Here is a 15,692-nt window from a genome sequence, read left to right as displayed (position 1 = left end):
CGGCGCGCTATCCAGATCCACGGTGCCCTCGGTACCACGCATGACCTGCCGCTCGTCCACTTCCTCACGTTGGGCATGACGCTCGGGCTCGCGGACGGGCCTACCGAGGTGCACCAGACGGCGGTCGCCCGTCAGGTGCTGCGCGGCTACAGGCCTACGACCGGGCCGTGGCCGAGCGAGCACATACCGACGCGCCGCCAAGCCGCCCAGGAGTGGCTGAAGCAGCAGCTGGCGGCGAGTCTGTGACCTCGCCGAGGCTGACTCCGGCGATCGACGTCGACCGGCTTGCCGAATGGATGGACTCCGTCGGCATCATCGAGTCCGGGCCACTCCACGTGCGGTATATCGCCGTCGGCACGCAGAACGAGATCTTCGAAGTACGGCGCGGCGAACGGCACATGGTGCTGCGCAAGCCGCCGCCCAATGCCGCGCCGGGAAGGGACAAGGGCATCCTGCGTGAGTGGCAGGTGCTTGCGGCCCTGAAGGGCACGGACGTTCCGCACGCCGATCCCGTGGCGTTGTGTGCTGACGCTTCGGTTCTCGGTCGCCCTTTCTACCTGATGGGCTTCGTTGACGGCTGGTCGCCGATGAGCGCCGCCGGCACTCGCGGTGTGGTCGAGCCGTTCTTGAGCGACCCGAGTCTTCGCCCGGGGCTCGCCCGCGAGCTGGTAAGGGGAGCGGCGCTGCTCGCCGGGGTCGACTGGCGGGCGGCCGGGCTCACCGGCTTCGGGCGCCCCGAGGGCTTCCACGACCGGCAGGTCGACCGCTGGCTGGAGTTCCACCGCAACGCGCGCGGTCGCGTCGTGCCCGGGATGGACGTTGCCACGAAGTGGCTGCGCAGGCATCGTCCGATTGACTTCGTGCCCGGGATCATGCACGGCGATTACCAGTTCGGTAACGTGATGTTCGCGCACGGCGCCCCGGGCCGGCTCGCCGCGATCGTTGACTGGGAGATGGCGACGATCGGCGATCCCAAGCTCGACCTCGCAGCGTGCCTGCGCGACTGGCCGGACCGTGGTGTGCCGACGGCCGGTATCGCCTCGACCGTCGATATCGCGGGGATGCCGCCGCGCGACGAGCTCACTGCGCACTACGCCGAAGTGTCCGGACGGCAGGTCGACGACTTCGACTACTACCTCGTGCTCGCGCGCTGGAAGCTCGCGATTGTTCTGGAGCAGGGCTATCAGAAGGCCGGTGAGGACCAGGTGCTCCAGGGATTCGCGGCGATCGTCGAAGATCTCATGCGCCAGGCAGCCGACCTGGCGGAGAGCACGCCCTATGCCGTCGGAGGCGCCTAACTAACCTAAGGGTGCCCTCCCGGCCCAGCTTACGGAATTCCCCCGTCCGCCCGCAGCGTGGCGCCGCTGATGTAGCTGCCGGCGCCCGACGCCAGCAGCAGCGCCGCGCCCAGCAACTCCGCCGGGTCGGCGATCCGCTTCAGCGCGGTGAGTCGCGCGTCGGCCTGGGCGATCTCTTCGTCCCAGCTTTTCGCGATGTCTGTGCGCATCATGCCTGCCATGATCGTATTGACCCGGACCTCCGGGCCGTACGCCTTCGCCAGGCCCTCGGTAAGCGCGTTGAGGCCCGCCTTAGCTCCGGCGTACGGAAGTGCGTACACGGGCGGTCGTACCGACGCCGTAGAGCTGATGTTGATGATCGAGCCGCTTCCCGCGGCCTTCATATGCTCGCCGAACAGCACAGAGAGCCGGAACGGGCCCTTGAAGTTCAGGTTCACCACGCTGTCGAAGAGCTGCTCGCTCACGTCTGTGAGCTTGTCGTAGTGGGGGGACATGCCGGCGTTGTTGACGAGCACGTCGCAGCGCCCGAACTCGTCGTACACGGCGTCGACAAACGGCTCAGCCTCGTTCCACCGGCCCGCATGGAGGGCGTACGGCATCGCGCGCCGGCCAGTCTCGGCGGTGATTGCCCGGGCAGCCGTTTCGCAGTTCGCAAGCTTGCGGCTGGCGATCACGACGTCCGCGCCGGCGCGAGACATCCCCAGCGCGAGCTCCCTGCCCAGGCCCCGGCTGCCGCCGGTGATCACGGCCACCTTTCCTGTCAGGTCGAACATGTCTTCGCCCACGGTCACTCCCTGAGTTGTGGTGCGGCTTGTCGCCAGGGGTCGACGGCGACTTGCCAGGGGTCGACGGCGACGCGTCCGGAGGTGAGTCCGGCGCCGATGCGCTGGAGCTGGTGCGCGGCATCGGCCATGCCTACGGTGACGCCGACGAAGGGCTTGACGGTTCCTGCGTCGCACAGCTTCGCGATCGCGGACATGGCTTCGCGGACCGCATCCGGCTCGTGCCGGAGGTGGAGCGACATGTTCACGCCGACGATGGAGAAGCCGCCCAGAAGCGGACGATTGAGTCGAGCGCTCTGCACCTCACCGCTGGCGAAGCCGACGACGAGTATCCGCCCTCCGCAGCCGACGTACCTCGACGCGGCGTGGTACGCGTCCCCGCCGACGACATCGAACACGACGTCGGCACCGCCCCCCTCGGTCTCCTCGCGGACCCGTGCGACGACATCCTCCGCAGTCGAGTCGATGACGACGTGCGCGCCGAGCTCGCGTATCCGCGCTGTCTTGGCGCTCCCACGGGTGATCCCGATGACGCGCGCCCCGGCCGCCCGGCCGAGCTGCACGGCGGCGCTTCCAACGCCGCCAGCCGCGGCCGTGACGACCACGGTCTCGCCGGGCTGCAGCCGGCCGCGTTCGTGCAATCCGAACCATGCCGTCATGAAGGCGGCGGGGAGCGCCGCAGTCTCCGCATCACTCAGCGACGTCGGTGCAGGGTAGACGTAGCGCGGGTCGGCGACCAGATACTGCGCGAGCGCGCCGGTACCACCCACGGCCACCGCGGCGACCCGCTCGCCGCCGACTTCCCCGCACACCTCCGAGCCGGGTGAGAAAGGCAGCTCGTGGCGGGTTTGGTACTCCCCCCGCACGATCAGCACGTCGGGGAAGCCGAGGGAGACTGCGCGCACGCGCAGGAGCACCTCGCCGTCCGCGGGAGTAGGGCTCGGTACGTCGCGGAGCGCCATCACGTCTTCTGGTTCGCCGAGACGCTCCGCCAGCCACGCCTTCAAAGGCACCACCCCCATTGCACCGCCTGCTACCGCATCATCAGCAGCCCGCCGTCAACCGGCAAGATCTGGCCGGTGATGAAGCGGGAGTTGTCGCTCACGAGGAAGGCGATCACGGGCACGAGGTCGCTGTCGACGTCGCCGAGCTTGCCCCCGATAAGTATCCGCGCGGCCAGGTCCGCGTCGTGAGCGGCGAGCTGTTCGGGCGTCATGGACGCTCGGGTCCTGTCATACATCGGCGTCCAGATCGACGGTGCGATCGCGTTTACCGTGATGCCGTGCTTCGCCCACTCCACCGCGATTGATCGCACCCACGCGACGACTGCGCCCTTGGCGGCGGCGTACGCCGACTTGCCGGGAAGACCGGTGATGCCGGCGCCGGATGCGAAGTCGATGATCTTCCCGCCGTGTTCGTGCATCAGCCGCCATGCAGCCACATTGGTGAGGAACGTGCCAGTGGCGTTGACCGCGATGCAGGTGTCCCAGGTGTCGAGGTCGGTCTGTTCGGCGGGCGCACCGGGGGCGACGCCGGCGGCGTGCACGAGCACATCGAGCCCGCCGAGGTGCTCGGCCGCCGCGGCGAACGCCGCGTCGATCGAGGCCTGATCGGTGACGTCGACCTGCACGAAGCGGGCACCCGCCGTGTCCGCCGCGTCTTTGCCCGCCTCCGCGTTTAGGTCGAACGAGACAACCGATGCGCCACGGGCCGAGAGGCCAGACACGATTCCGCGGCCCATCCCGCTCGCGCCGCCGGTGACAATGACCCGTTTGCCGGTGAGGTCCGGTTCGCTTGCACCCATCGCTGTCCCCTTCCTGTCCGTGCGTTCCCGCATGCTCAGATCTGGAGTGCATTGCCCCCGGCGACCTTAAGGGTCTCTCCGGTCACGTACGAGGCGGCACCGGAGCTGAGGTAGAGGATCGCATCGACGATGTCGGCCACGCGCCCCTGCCGGTGGACGAGCTGTCGCGTGCGCACGATCTCTTCGCGCAAGCCCTCGGGGATGTCTGCATTCGTGCTGTCGGTGCCGATGAGTCCCGGCGCCACCGCGTTGACGCGGATGCCGCACTCGGCCAGCTCGTGCGCGAAGGCGATGGTCAGCCCGCGCACGGCGAGCTTGCTTACGCCGTATGGAGTCTGACTGATGTAGCCGGCGACCGAGGCGATGTTGACGATCGCGCCGCCGCCGCGCGCCTTCATGGCGGGAGCGACAGCGCGGCTGCAGTTGACGACGCCCAGGACGTTGACGTCGAAGAGCGCGCGGATGTCGGATTCGGACAGCTCGCCGAACGGCTTGTTGTAGTGCGTCAGGTGCAGGCCCGCGTTGTTCACGAGGATGTCGATGCCACCGAGCGTGCTGACGGCCGCGGATATCGCCTCGTCGACGGCGGCCCTCGACGAGACGTCGCACACCAGGCCCGCCACTGTGTGACCGTCGCTCTCGAGGGTCGTGACCGCGCGGTCGAGCGCGCTCTCGTCGATGTCGAGCAATGCAACGGCCGCGCCGCCCTCGGCGTAGCCCTTGGCGAGGCCGTAGCCGATCCCGGCTGCGGCGCCGGTGACAACGGCGATCTTCCCCTGGAACACGGTCCCTCCTGGCTGACGCGGTCTGACGGTCGGGGTCCCTGGTTGCGGTGAGGTCAGGCGGTGGCGCTGGTCGCGATCGGTCCGTTTGCCGCGGCCACGCTGAGGTGCGGCAGGTCAATGCCGAGCGAGTCGATGACACGCGGGCAGGCAGCGACGTCTTTCACCATGTAGCGCCCGACCTGGTCGACGAAGGCGTCCGTGCCGGGGAACTCCGCGATAATCCCGAGTGCGCGGCTCGCTCCGCTGCTCGCCATCAGGGCTTGCGTGATCAGCGAAGGGTCGAGCCCGAGCTCGGTCCCGGCAGCAAGCGCCTCGAGCGCGAGCTGCGCGTTCGCGACGAAGGTCAGGTTGTTGAGCAGCTTGAGGCGCTGTGCGTGCCCGAGCGATCCGCAGCGGATCGTGACGTCGGTGTATGAGCCGAGCACGTCCTCCGCCCGCGCGATGGCCGCGTGATCGCCTGACAGGATCACGGTGAGCCGGCCCTGCACGATGGAGGCAGCGTCGCCGCTGAGGGTGCCCTCGACCGCCTGGCTGCCGCGTCGGCGCAGGTCCTCATCGGTGCGCCGCAGCACAGCGGGATCGCCGGTGGTATGCGAGCTGACGAGGGTTCCCGGCGCGACGTGCAAGACCGGGATACCGGCGGCCCCGAGCCGGTGCGCATGGTCCTGGTTGTGCGGGATAGCGACTACGTCATGTCCCGCGTGCGCCAGGCGCCGGAACATCGCGGTGCCGGTCTGGCCAACCCCGACGAACGCGATGCGGAGGGGGCAGGTTCCGGGCCGCCGTGTCACCGTCGTCATCGCCGGCACTCCTTCCCGTCGCCAGAGACGAAACCACGCGACGTGGAAGGAAAAAAGCAACGCTTTCTCAACACTGCGTGTACCGAGCCTGCACAGTGGGGTGCAGCGGCTCTAGGTTACGAGGGTCCCCCCGATCCAGGTGGATCGCACCAGTTCCGCCGACGGTCGTCGCAGGGCGTCGTCCAGTGGCCGAATGAGCAGCACGAGGTCTGCCGGGGCGCCAGGTTCGATCCGGCGCGGACGACCGCCGGGCTCGTCGGCCGCCGAGAGATAGCCATCGAGGGCCGTACGTGCCGGTACGCGCTCGCTGCCGCCGATCGTCGTGCCTGACGATGTCATCCGGTCGCGCGCGGACAGAATGGCCTGCCATGGGTCGACCGGTCCGTATGGCGCGTCGCTCGAGGCGCACACCGGAACGCCGGCGGCGAGCAGACTGGCGTACGGGTAAAGGCACGGCAGGTCATCAGCGGCTACGTCCCGGATGTAGTCATCGCCCCGGACCGTCAGGAATGACGGCTGCGTGACCACCCGCAAGCCCAGCCGGGCGATGCGGTCAGCGCTGCCATCGGGGACCACCGACGCGTGCTCGATGCGGTCGCCGGCTACGGCGCCTGCGCTCTCCAAGGCGGCGAGCGTCAACAGGAGCGATACACGGGTCACGCAGTGAACGGCGACCGGGCGCCCCGCAGCGTGCACGTCTTCGACCAGCTTCGTGAGCTCGTCGAGCGCTGGCAGGTCGTGGTCTCTGAGTGCGAGCTTGCGCGGACCGGTGCCGGCCGCGCTCAGTGTTGTCACGTGCTGCGGGAGTAGGTCCAGCAGCGCGAGCCCGGCGCTGTCAAGGTCGGGAGTGGCGTCGGTGATTCCCGTGATGCCGTACGACGCCAGAGCCGATCCGACGGCCGCCATGTCCACCACGCTGTCGGGAAGCGCCGCGCGCAGGCGCGAGTCGTAGCGCCAGAGTCGGCCGGTCGGCTCTCCCGCCTCGTCGCGTTCGACGTCAGGAGAGGAATCGAGGGGAACAAGCTCCAGAGCCCGGCTGTTGAGGACCCACAGGGCGCCGCTCCGGTGCTGCACCCGGACAGGACGATCGGGAACCAGCGCGTCGAGCAGGTGTCTGTCCAGGCGGTTCTCGCCGGGCTCGTGATAGCCGGTCGCCCGGATCCACCCCGTGCCCGGAGCCGCTTTGAGCGCACGGGCCAGGTCGCCCTCGCTGACGTCGAGGCTGTGCTGCCTCGCGGCCAGGGCGAGCACGTGAATGTGATGGTCATGGAGGCCAGGCAGCAGTGCGCATCCGTTGCAGTCGATGATTTCGTCAGCGGCCAGTCCGTCTCCGACGCCGATGACGGCGTCCCCCGCGACAAGCACATCCGTTCGCCGGCCATCCAGGTCGGCGTCGCGGAAGACGGCGCTCACGCCCGCACCCCCGGAACGGGCATCGAGACATGGATCAGCATCGGGTCATCGGCGGCCATCGACGAGCCCCCATTCCACCGCGGTGTCCACGTCGACTCGTGCGCCCGACAGCGCCATGTACGCGGTGCGCCAGCGGCCGATTCGCCTGGTGATGCCCACGGTGCCGCCGGCGCCGGGAATCAGGCCCATCGCGAGCTCAGGCAGGCGGAACCAGGCCGTCTCATCGGCCGTGACAGTGCCGGCGAAGGAGGGAACCTCGATCCCGGCGCCGATGCAAGCGCCATGAAGGGTGACTCGCACTCGGTCACGGATGCGGTTCACGGCCAGCCCCGCGTTACGCGCCGTTCGCGTCAGGTGGGCGGAAACCGGGTCCCGTGCCGTTGCGAACTCATCGAGGTCGCCACCGGAGCAGAACGATTTTCCCGCTCCACGGATCACAACCTGCGAGATCGTCGGGTCCAGGTGGGCCAGCTCCAGCGCGTCCACGAGACCGTCGCGCATCGTCGCGTTGAAGGCGTTGTGGCGATCAGGTCGATTGAGCGTGACTGTCAGGGTGTTGCCGGCGCGGTCGAGCAGGACCTCGTGGCCGGTGCGCGCGCTCTCCCGCCGTACTCGTGAGTGCAGCCAATGCGCGAACTCGGGTCCGGCAAGCAGCGCCGAGTACGCCGCCGATTCCAGCTCCATTCCGGTACGGGGATCGGCGCCCGACGTAGCGATCAGGAGATGCGCCAGCGTCTGGGCGGCCAGGGGAGAGCCCCCGACGTTCGAGGCGATGTCGCTCAAGTTGCCGTCGCGGACCCAGGTGCCGCCGGGTCCGCAGGGTGCAAGCGTGAGCGTCAGATGTTCGAGCAGCGGCGCCGCCGCAGTCGGAAGGCCCGTGCCGCTCGTGCCGATCAGCACGATGCTCGGCTGCTCCAGGGCCTCGACGGCACGGTCGAGCAAGTCCACGTCCGCCCAGTCAGCGCCGTCCAGCCCCACCACGGCATACGGATCCGCGAGGGGGTCGCCGGTGTGCCTGGCGGCGCCCCCGGCAAGATCGGCGATGCTGAGCTGCTTCACAGACCCAGCTTCTCGCCGGCGCGCTTGGCGAGCTTGGTGAGCTCCCCGGAGTCCGTGACCGTGAACTCGAGGACGACCTCCGCGCAGCCCGCGGCTGCGTACGCGTCCACGAGGTCCGCGACCGAGCCGAGCTGCTCGCCGTTCACATGAATCCGGACAGAGCGTCGAATCGGGCGTCCCGCGAGTTCGTCGAGCTCTGTGCCATGGTCTGAGACCTCCTGTGGCGTCAGGTCTGCCGGATGCCAGACGTCGGCGAATCGCGCCGCTCGCCGCATGGCCGATCGCGAATGACCACCGACCCAGATCGGCGGGTGTGGCCGCTGCCGGGGAACCGGGTCACTTTCGATGTGCCTGAAGCTGTAGTACGCACCCTCGTGGGAGATTTCGCCACCGCGCCAGCAGGCGAGGATCACATCGAGCGCCTCGGCGGTCGCCTTCCCGCGATCGTCGTAGAGATGTTCCACGCCGAGCCCCCGGAACTCGACACGACTCCAGCCGGCACCGACCCCGACATCAAGGCGTCCATCGCTGAGCACGTCGAGGGTCGCGAGCATCTTCGCCGCCAGCACCGGATGGCGATGCGGCACGACAAGAATGCCGGTGCCGACCCGGATCGTCGAGGTCCGGGCCGCGATCCAGGTGAGCGTGGTGAGAGCCTCGAGCCAGTAGGACTCGTACACAGGTCGCATAGCGCGGACCCCGACGACATGGTCGGTGACCCAGAGCGAGTGATAGCCGAGTGTTTCCGCCGCCTCGGCGAGCTCGTTGAGGACCCGGTCTCCGCCGGGAACGCTGTTGGGGAGGACCAACCCGATGTGTGGTCGCACACGCGCCTCGCTTTTCGATGGCTTTCCAATGGCCTCGCGCACAAGGTAGCCGGTCGAAGGCTTGCCGGGCGATGCGCGGGAGCGGGTGAGCGCAGGCGCGAAGAATCCGTGACCGCGCTTGGCGCGCGATTCGCCGTGGTACAGGCGGGAGGGTCCGGGATTGAGTACGCAGCCTTCACGATCAATGTAGTCATTCGTTCTTGGCCGCGAGTTGGTTGCTCTGATTCATTGAATGCCGTCGAACGGACAGTCTGTCCGTCCTGCAGTGAGCCAGCAGATTGGTCCGCTCTTGATGGCGTTTGAGTACACCGAGGAACGCGAGGCGTTGCGCTCCACAGTCCGTCGCTTCCTGGAAGACCGCTCTCCGGAGTCAGAGGTCCGTCGACTGATGGACACCCATCATGGCTACGACCCTGCCGTGTGGGACCAGATGGCCCGCCAGCTCGGGCTGCAGAGCCTGGCGATTCCGGAGGCGTATGGCGGCTCCGGCTTCGGGTATCGCGAGCTGGCCGTGGTCCTCGAAGAGATGGGCCGTGCCCTCCTCTGCGCCCCGTTCTTCTCAAGCGTGGTCCTTGCGGTCGGCGTGCTGCTGAGCTGTGACGACGACGAGGCTAAGGCGCAGTACCTGCCGGGCATCGCCGATGGCACGACTGTGGCGACCCTTGCGTTCGCCGAGCACTCGGGTCGCTGGGATTGCAGCGGAGTCTCGACCGTCGCGACGATGAGCGACGGGCAGTGGAAGATCAGCGGGGAGAAGTCGTTTGTGCTGGACGGAACGATAGCAAGCCTGCAGCTCGTTGTCGCGCGCACTGACCATGGCATCTCACTGTTCGCAGTCGACCCGAACGCCGGGGGGGTGCAGGCGGCGCCGCTGTCGACGCTGGATCAGACCCGCAAGCAGGCGCGCGTATCGTTCCAGGAGACGCCCGCACGTCTTGTCGGGTCCGAGGGACGCGCCTGGCAGGTGATCTCGAAGGCGCTGGACCTGGCGGCCGTTGGCCTCGCCGCTGAGCAGATAGGGGGAGCCCAGCGGGCACTGGATATGGCTGTTGCCTATGCCAAGACGCGAGTTCAGTTTGGGCGCCCGATCGGCAGCTTCCAGGCTGTAAAGCACCGCTGCGCCAATTTGTTCGTCGAGGTCGAGTCCGCGAGAACAGCGGCCTACTACGCGGCCGAGGTCGCTGACGCAGACGCCGCCGACCTGCCGATTGCCGCCAGCATGGCGAAGGCGTACTGCTCGGAGGCGTTCACGCATGTCGCAGCCGACACGATCCAGATCCACGGCGGCATCGGCTTCACCTGGGATCACCCCGCCCACTTGTACTTCAAGCGGGCGAAGAGTTCGGAGTTGCTCTTCGGTGACGGCACCCATCACCGTGCCATCCTGGCGGATCGGCTTGGCATCTAGCCGACGTGGCGGCAGCGGCTGGGAGAAGGGGAAGGCAATGGAGTTGGCGGGCAACGCCGCGGTCATCGGCGGCGGGAGCGGCATCGGCCGGGGGATCAGCCTGGCGCTTGGTGCCGCTGGTCTCGGCGTGGCGATCGGTGACATCGACCCTGACACGGCAGCCGCCGTCCGCGATGAGATCGCCGCTGTCGGCGGGAAGGCCGTGTCGCTCGCCGTCGACGGCACCTCCAGCAGGTCGCTGGAGGAGTTCGCGAGCTTCGCGGTGCAGAGCCTCGGCCCCGTGAACGTTGTCTCAACGAATGTCGGCATCGCCCATGAGAAGCCGCTTGCCGATGCGACCGATGCCGAGTGGGACTGGATGCTCCGGTTCAACTTCCTCTCAGTCACCCGTGCCGTCGGCACGTTCATCCCTGTGCTGCGCAGGGCCGGCCGTCCGGGCGGATTCATCATCACCGCGTCCATGTCGGCGCTGATCGCTCCCACCATGCAGTCATGGGACGGCAGCCACCGCGGCATGTACACGACCACCAAGCACGCACTGCACGGCTACGCCGAGATCCTCAGGCACGAGCTCGCACAGGAGGACATCACTGTGACCATGCTCAGTCCTGGCCTTGTCACGACGAAGATGAACGAGACATCCGCCCGGTTCGCGCCGGGCAGCGACGGCGCTTCGGCCGAGCCGGGTTCGTTCCCCGCGATCCCGGACGACGGCCTGGATCCGGTGGAGCTCGGGCGGCTCACAGTCGCCGCGCATGCCGCAGGACGGTTCCGGATCCCCGTGCCGGCGGACTTCCGCGAGATGCTCCAGGCGCGTACGGCGTCGATCCTGGACGATCTCGACTTCGCGGAAGAACTCCGCAGGACCACCATGTCGCCGCGGAGACCGGGTGCGAGGTAGAGCGAGGTAGAGCGATGAAGATCGACGTGCCTCTCGCGGACGACATGGCAAGCCTGCCAACGGTGGTACGCCGGGCGGAAGAGGACGGCTTCGACACGCTGTGGATTGGGGAGACGAAAAACGACGTCCTCATGCAGTGCTTGCGAGCGAGCCTGCTCAGCGAGCGAATCTCGATAGGCAGCGGAATCGCGGTGGCGTTCGCCCGGTCGCCGATGACGGTCGCCTACCAGGCGAACGACCTGGCCACGGCGTCCAGGGGCCGGTTTGTCCTCGGCCTAGGGACGCAGGTCCGGCCGCACATCGAGCGGCGGTTCGCGATGGAATGGAGCCATCCCGCCGCGAGGATGCGCGAGTACGTGCGTGCCTTGCGGACGATCTGGCGCTCCTGGGCCACCGGTGAGCGGCTGACGTTCGAGGGCCGGTTCTACCGGCACACGCTGATGAACGAGTTCTTCTCACCAGGCCCGAACGAGTTCGGCAACCCGAAGATCTTCATGGCCGCGGTCGGTCCTGAGATGACGAGCGTCGCGGGGGAGGTCGGCGACGGGCTGATCGCCCACGCGTTCAGCACTCCTGGGTACATCGCCGCGCACACCCTGACCAATCTTGAGCGCGGGATCGCCAAGGCTGGTCGCACTCGCTCCGACGTCGAGTTGAGCGCGACGGCCACGGTTGTGACGGGCTCAGGCGAGCGGCAGATCGAGTCGGGACGTCGCGAGGCGCGCGAGCGCATCGCGTTCTACGGTTCGACCCCGGCATACCACCCCGTTCTCGAACACCACGGGTGGCACCATCTTGGCGCAGAGCTCACCGAGCTGTCCAAGAGCGGTCGCGCTGACCGATGGGACCTGATGACGAACCTCGTGGACGACGAGGTGCTCGACGGCTTCGCGGTCGTCGGCACGCCGGAGCAGGTCGCGGCAGAAGTCGCCGTGCGGTTCGGGCCGATTGCCGACAGGGTGACGCTCTACTCGCCCCAGTCCGGCGTGCGGCGCGAGCTGGGCGAGATCGCGCACCACCTGGCTGCGGGCGCATCGTGACCGCCTTGTCGGCTCAGGTGGTCGTGGCCGAGCGCCGCGGACAGGTCGCCATTCTCACGATGAACCGGCCGGAGAAGCGGAACGCGTTGAGCAGCGAGCTGGCCGACGGCCTGAGGGAGTCGATCGCAGCAAGCCAGGACGCGGCGTGCATCGTGCTGACCGGAGCCGGGTCGGCGTTCTGCGCCGGGCTCGATCTAGCCGAGGCAGCCGATCACGGGTTCATCCCGCGGAGCTGGCTGGACGACGCCTTCGGCAGCTCACGCGTGCCGATCATTGCCGCCGTCAACGGGCCCGCTGTCACGGCGGGCCTGGAGATCGCGCTGGCGTGTGACTTCATGATTGGCTCACAGAACGCGCGATTCGCTGACACGCATGGCAGGGTGGGCACGGTACCCGGCGGCGGCATGACCGTGCGGTTGCCTGCGCGGACGGGCGTCGCGTTCGCCCGGCAGATGGGCTACACCGCCGAGCTCGTTGACGCGGACACCGCACTGCGCGTGGGGCTCATCAACGAGCTCGTGCCGCACGAGCGGCTGCTGCCCAGGGCTGTCGAGATCGCGGAGCAGATCGCCCGGGTTCCGCGGGGGCCGCGGCTGGCGATCAAGCGCATGTACGACGAGCTTTCGGCACTCGCCGAGGCCGGGCCGCTCGCTGTCGAATGGCGGTGCTTCCAAGAGTTCACGGCGCAGACGCCGCCGGCATTCAGCGACTTCCACGCGTCGCTGCGATCGCGGCGAGACAGCGCAAATGGTGGGGAGGCGTGAGTGCAGCGCGACATAGACGACGAGCAGGAAGCGGAGGTGCGCAGTCGTGTCCTTCGCCTGCTCGATGAGTTCCGGGATGCCGGCGAGCGAGAGTTCCTTGGCGCGCAGTTCGACGCGGGCCTGACGCGGATCGAGTACCCGCCCGGCTGTGGCGGACTCGGCATGGAGCCGAAGCTGCAGCAGGTGATCGAGGAGATGCTCGCCGCGGCGGGCCGACGCGTCCCATGGACTCGCAACCCGATGGGCATCGGGATGTGCAGCCCGACCATCGTCGCCTTCGGCACTGCGGAGCAGAAGGCTCGCCATCTGCGCCCCATTCACACCTCTGATGAACTGTGGTGTCAGCTCTTCAGTGAGCCCGACGCGGGCTCCGACGTCGCGAGCCTGTCGACTCGGGCGGTTCGCGACGGCGGGGACTGGGTCGTCAATGGGCAGAAGGTCTGGACGTCGCTGGCGCACGAGGCGGACTTCGGGCTGCTCATCGCCCGCACCGACCCGACGGTGGCCAAGCACAAGGGCTTGACCGCGTTCATTCTCGACATGCACGTGCCGGGCGTGCAGGTTCGCGGCCTTCGGAAGATAACCGGCGTCTCCGACTGGTTCAACGAGGTCTTCCTTGATGACGTCCGGATCCCGGACAGCAGCCGGCTGGGTCCCGTCGGGGAGGGCTGGAAGGTCGCCACGGCGACCCTGATGAACGAGCGGGTCGCGATCGGCGGTGAGCTGCGCGGTCGCGGCGAGGGGCCGATCGCGGCCGCCCTGGAGGCGTGGGCGGCCCAGCAGGAGCACGATCCCGTCCGCAGGGACCAGCTGGTCAAGCTCTGGGTGTCCGCCGAGGTGCTGCGCCTGGGAGCCATCCGAGCCCAGTCGCTGCGGGAGCAGGGTGTCCCTGGCCCGGAGGGCTCGTTCCTCAAGCTCTCCTACGCGATGCTCCGACAGCAGATCGCCGAGTTCGTCGTCAACTTGATCGGCGCCAACGGCATGCTGGTCTGGGGCTACGGCCCGGGTGCGCCGTTCGGCGAGGATCCGGTGCTCGACTTCGAGGATCCGGTGCTCACCTATCTCGGGGTGCAGTGCACGACGATCGCGGGCGGCACGTCGGAAATCATGCGGAACATCCTCGGCGAGCGGGTGCTCGGCCTGCCCCGCGAGCCAGGGCCGGACCCCGGCACGCCGTGGAACGAGATTCCGAGGAGCGTGTCATGACCGAGTCGTCAGACCGGACCGCCGACGCGTTGGCCACCATGCGGCGGATCTTCGGCGCGGAGCTATCCCTGGCTGCCCACGACGGCGAACCGGAGTCAGCCGGCGACCTGCACCGGATCCTCTTCGAGCATGCTTTCGCCGACTCCTGGTCGCGCACTCATCTCGACGACCGCTCCCGGAGCCTGATCACCGTCGCCATGCTCGCGGTGATCGGCGCCGAGCGGGAGCTGCGCAACCACGTCGCCGGGGCGATGGGTCTGGGCGTGACCGCCGACGAGCTTGTCGACCTCTTCATACATGTCGGTGTGTACGCAGGCGTGGCGCAGGCACACCAGGCCTGGTCGACGGTGAGCGACGTGATCGAGAAGGTCGGCGCACGACGAGCCGCAACCAAGCCGGCGCCGTAGGGCCGTCTTCGCTCCCTGGGACGCAGCCGACTTGCTGCCTATCGTCTACATATGCAGACGCATCTCGGTGGAGTCGCCCGAAAGTGCTCGGCCGCGCAACCGACCGGTGACGATGGGGGAGCGGCATGACGCACGTGATCACCGGGACCTGCTGCAACGATTCGGCCTGCGCCTTCTCGTGCCCGGTCAACTGCATCCATCCGGCGCCGGGCGAGCCTGGATACGGCAGCGCGGAGCTCCTCTTCATCGACCCTGACGCCTGCATCGACTGCGGCGCGTGCGTCGATGCCTGCCCGGTTCACGCCGTTGTCCCCGACTACGACCTGGAAGAACGCGATCAGCCGTTCGCCGATCTAGCGCGTGCGTGGTTCGCCGTAGAAGAGAACTCCGGCTACCCCCAGGAGCAGAAGCGGCTGCCGGCCTTCACGGTGGCGGAGCCGTCAGCGCTGCGCGTTGCCGTGATCGGCACGGGGCCGGCCGCCTGCTACGCGATCGACGCGCTCACCTCAGTGCGGGGGCTTCAGGTCGAGGTCACTGTCGTCGAGCGGCTGCTCGCGCCGGGCGGCCTCGTTCGCTACGGCGTCGCGCCCGACCACCCTGAGACGAAGGCGATCGGGGACCAGTTCCTGCGCACGCTTGCCCGCTCCTCGGTCTCGCTGCACCTAGGCGTCGAGGTCGGTCGCGACGTAACGTTCGAGCAGCTGGCGTCGACCCATCACGCGGTCATCGTCGGTTCCGGCGCGGCCGCCGGCCGGCGCCTCGGCATCCCTGGCGACGACCTGGCCGGCGTGATCTCGGCCGCCGACTTCGTCGGCTGGTACAACGGCCACCCCGACTACGCCAATCTCGCGGTCGATCTGTCCGGGGAACGGGCGGTCGTCGTGGGCAACGGCAACGTGGCCATCGATGTAGCAAGAGTCCTCCTTTCCGGGGTAGACCGGCTTCGTCGCACCGACATCGCGCAACACGCACTCGAGGCCTTCGCAGCCAGCAACGTCAGGGAAGTGGTCCTCGTTGGCCGCAGGGGTATCGAGCACGCCGCCTTCACTGCCTCGGAGCTGGAGGGACTCGCGCGGGTGCCAGGGCTGCGGATTTCGGCTGTGACCGCGGAGCTCGAGCCGACCCTAGGAGAACTCAGTCCCGAGCGCCGGACCATCGTCGAACACAAGGCCTCTCGATTGCGCAAGCTTGCAGGGAG

At 68.3% G+C, this 15,692-nt stretch carries 16 protein-coding genes and 1 pseudogene; 9 read left to right on the top strand and 8 right to left on the bottom strand.

What is annotated here, in order from left to right; translation table 11 throughout:
• Nucleotides 1–246: pseudogene (locus Q1N79_RS08515) on the top strand (acyl-CoA dehydrogenase); the annotation flags it as partial.
• The gene (locus tag Q1N79_RS08510) at nt 243–1,298 is read left to right on the top strand and encodes a phosphotransferase family protein (RefSeq protein ID WP_300606371.1); all 1,056 of its coding nucleotides are present in this window, start codon (nt 243–245) and stop codon (nt 1,296–1,298) included. The pseudogene Q1N79_RS08515 and the gene Q1N79_RS08510, both read left to right, overlap by 4 nt.
• Before the next feature lie 29 nt (nt 1,299–1,327).
• Here the strand turns inward: Q1N79_RS08510 and Q1N79_RS08505 are convergent, their stop codons facing one another.
• The 8 genes from Q1N79_RS08505 to Q1N79_RS08470 form a co-directional block, all read right to left on the bottom strand.
• Complete coding sequence (locus tag Q1N79_RS08505; protein WP_300606368.1) at nt 1,328–2,083, bottom strand: SDR family NAD(P)-dependent oxidoreductase; 756 nt, start codon at nt 2,081–2,083, stop codon at nt 1,328–1,330.
• 2 nt (nt 2,084–2,085) lie between these two features.
• Nucleotides 2,086–3,093, bottom strand: coding sequence for an NADPH:quinone oxidoreductase family protein (locus Q1N79_RS08500; RefSeq protein WP_300606365.1), 1,008 nt, complete (start codon nt 3,091–3,093; stop codon nt 2,086–2,088).
• A gap of 20 nt (nt 3,094–3,113) precedes the next feature.
• Nucleotides 3,114–3,884 carry an SDR family NAD(P)-dependent oxidoreductase gene (locus tag Q1N79_RS08495; protein WP_300606362.1) on the bottom strand — a complete coding sequence of 257 codons (771 nt, stop codon included), beginning with the start codon at nt 3,882–3,884 and terminating at the stop codon, nt 3,114–3,116.
• 35 nt (nt 3,885–3,919) lie between these two features.
• Nucleotides 3,920–4,669 (bottom strand): SDR family NAD(P)-dependent oxidoreductase, encoded by a 750-nt coding sequence (locus Q1N79_RS08490; RefSeq protein WP_300606359.1) that lies wholly within the window; start codon nt 4,667–4,669, stop codon nt 3,920–3,922.
• A gap of 53 nt (nt 4,670–4,722) precedes the next feature.
• Nucleotides 4,723–5,469 (bottom strand): NAD(P)-binding domain-containing protein, encoded by a 747-nt coding sequence (locus Q1N79_RS08485; protein ID WP_300606356.1) that lies wholly within the window; start codon nt 5,467–5,469, stop codon nt 4,723–4,725.
• Between the two features lie 111 nt (nt 5,470–5,580).
• A complete protein-coding gene (locus Q1N79_RS08480; RefSeq protein ID WP_300606353.1) occupies nt 5,581–6,882 on the bottom strand; it encodes an amidohydrolase family protein in 1,302 nt (433 codons plus the stop codon).
• A 45-nt stretch (nt 6,883–6,927) separates the two neighbouring features.
• On the bottom strand, nt 6,928–7,941 hold the full coding sequence (locus Q1N79_RS08475) for an enoyl-CoA hydratase/isomerase family protein (protein ID WP_300606350.1): 1,014 nt from the start codon (nt 7,939–7,941) through the stop codon (nt 6,928–6,930).
• Nucleotides 7,938–8,768 carry a TIGR03619 family F420-dependent LLM class oxidoreductase gene (locus tag Q1N79_RS08470; RefSeq protein WP_300606347.1) on the bottom strand — a complete coding sequence of 277 codons (831 nt, stop codon included), beginning with the start codon at nt 8,766–8,768 and terminating at the stop codon, nt 7,938–7,940. Before Q1N79_RS08470 ends, Q1N79_RS08475 begins: the two co-directional genes overlap by 4 nt.
• 265 nt (nt 8,769–9,033) lie before the next feature.
• Here Q1N79_RS08470 and Q1N79_RS08465 point away from each other — a divergent pair, with 265 nt between their 5' ends.
• From Q1N79_RS08465 to Q1N79_RS08435, 7 genes are all read left to right on the top strand, one after another.
• Nucleotides 9,034–10,176 (top strand): acyl-CoA dehydrogenase family protein, encoded by a 1,143-nt coding sequence (locus Q1N79_RS08465; RefSeq protein WP_300606344.1) that lies wholly within the window; start codon nt 9,034–9,036, stop codon nt 10,174–10,176.
• A 37-nt stretch (nt 10,177–10,213) separates the two neighbouring features.
• Entirely contained in the window at nt 10,214–11,077 is an 864-nt protein-coding gene (locus tag Q1N79_RS08460; protein WP_300606341.1) for an SDR family oxidoreductase, read from the top strand.
• A gap of 14 nt (nt 11,078–11,091) precedes the next feature.
• A complete protein-coding gene (locus Q1N79_RS08455) occupies nt 11,092–12,117 on the top strand; it encodes a TIGR03617 family F420-dependent LLM class oxidoreductase (protein WP_300606338.1) in 1,026 nt (341 codons plus the stop codon).
• 5 nt (nt 12,118–12,122) lie between these two features.
• Nucleotides 12,123–12,881 (top strand): enoyl-CoA hydratase-related protein, encoded by a 759-nt coding sequence (locus tag Q1N79_RS08450; protein WP_300606337.1) that lies wholly within the window; start codon nt 12,123–12,125, stop codon nt 12,879–12,881.
• On the top strand, nt 12,882–14,087 hold the full coding sequence (locus Q1N79_RS08445; protein ID WP_300606334.1) for an acyl-CoA dehydrogenase family protein: 1,206 nt from the start codon (nt 12,882–12,884) through the stop codon (nt 14,085–14,087). It abuts the gene before it with no gap.
• Nucleotides 14,084–14,494: a carboxymuconolactone decarboxylase family protein gene (locus Q1N79_RS08440; protein ID WP_300606332.1), complete on the top strand. Its 411-nt coding sequence runs from the start codon at nt 14,084–14,086 to the stop codon at nt 14,492–14,494. The genes Q1N79_RS08445 and Q1N79_RS08440 overlap by 4 nt, the downstream gene beginning before the upstream one ends.
• A gap of 125 nt (nt 14,495–14,619) precedes the next feature.
• Nucleotides 14,620–15,692: 4Fe-4S binding protein (locus tag Q1N79_RS08435; protein WP_300606329.1), on the top strand; the 1,073-nt coding region annotated here is incomplete at its 3' end.

The sequence above is a fragment of the Trebonia sp. genome (assembly GCF_030042015.1).
GTDB lineage: Bacteria > Actinomycetota > Actinomycetes > Streptosporangiales > Streptosporangiaceae > Trebonia.
This window is presented reverse-complemented; position numbering and strand designations above follow the sequence as displayed.

Bases quoted from the DNA above. Each gene is read 5' to 3' on its own strand.
- Q1N79_RS08495 (WP_300606362.1), bottom strand. From the start codon at position 3,884: ATGGGTGCAAGCGAACCGGACCTCACCGGCAAACGGGTCATTGTCACC.
- Q1N79_RS08485 (WP_300606356.1), bottom strand. From the start codon at position 5,469: ATGACGACGGTGACACGGCGGCCCGGAACCTGCCCCCTCCGCATCGCG.
- Q1N79_RS08460 (WP_300606341.1), top strand. From the start codon at position 10,214: ATGGAGTTGGCGGGCAACGCCGCGGTCATCGGCGGCGGGAGCGGCATC.
- Q1N79_RS08455 (WP_300606338.1), top strand. From the start codon at position 11,092: ATGAAGATCGACGTGCCTCTCGCGGACGACATGGCAAGCCTGCCAACG.
- Q1N79_RS08440 (WP_300606332.1), top strand. From the start codon at position 14,084: ATGACCGAGTCGTCAGACCGGACCGCCGACGCGTTGGCCACCATGCGG.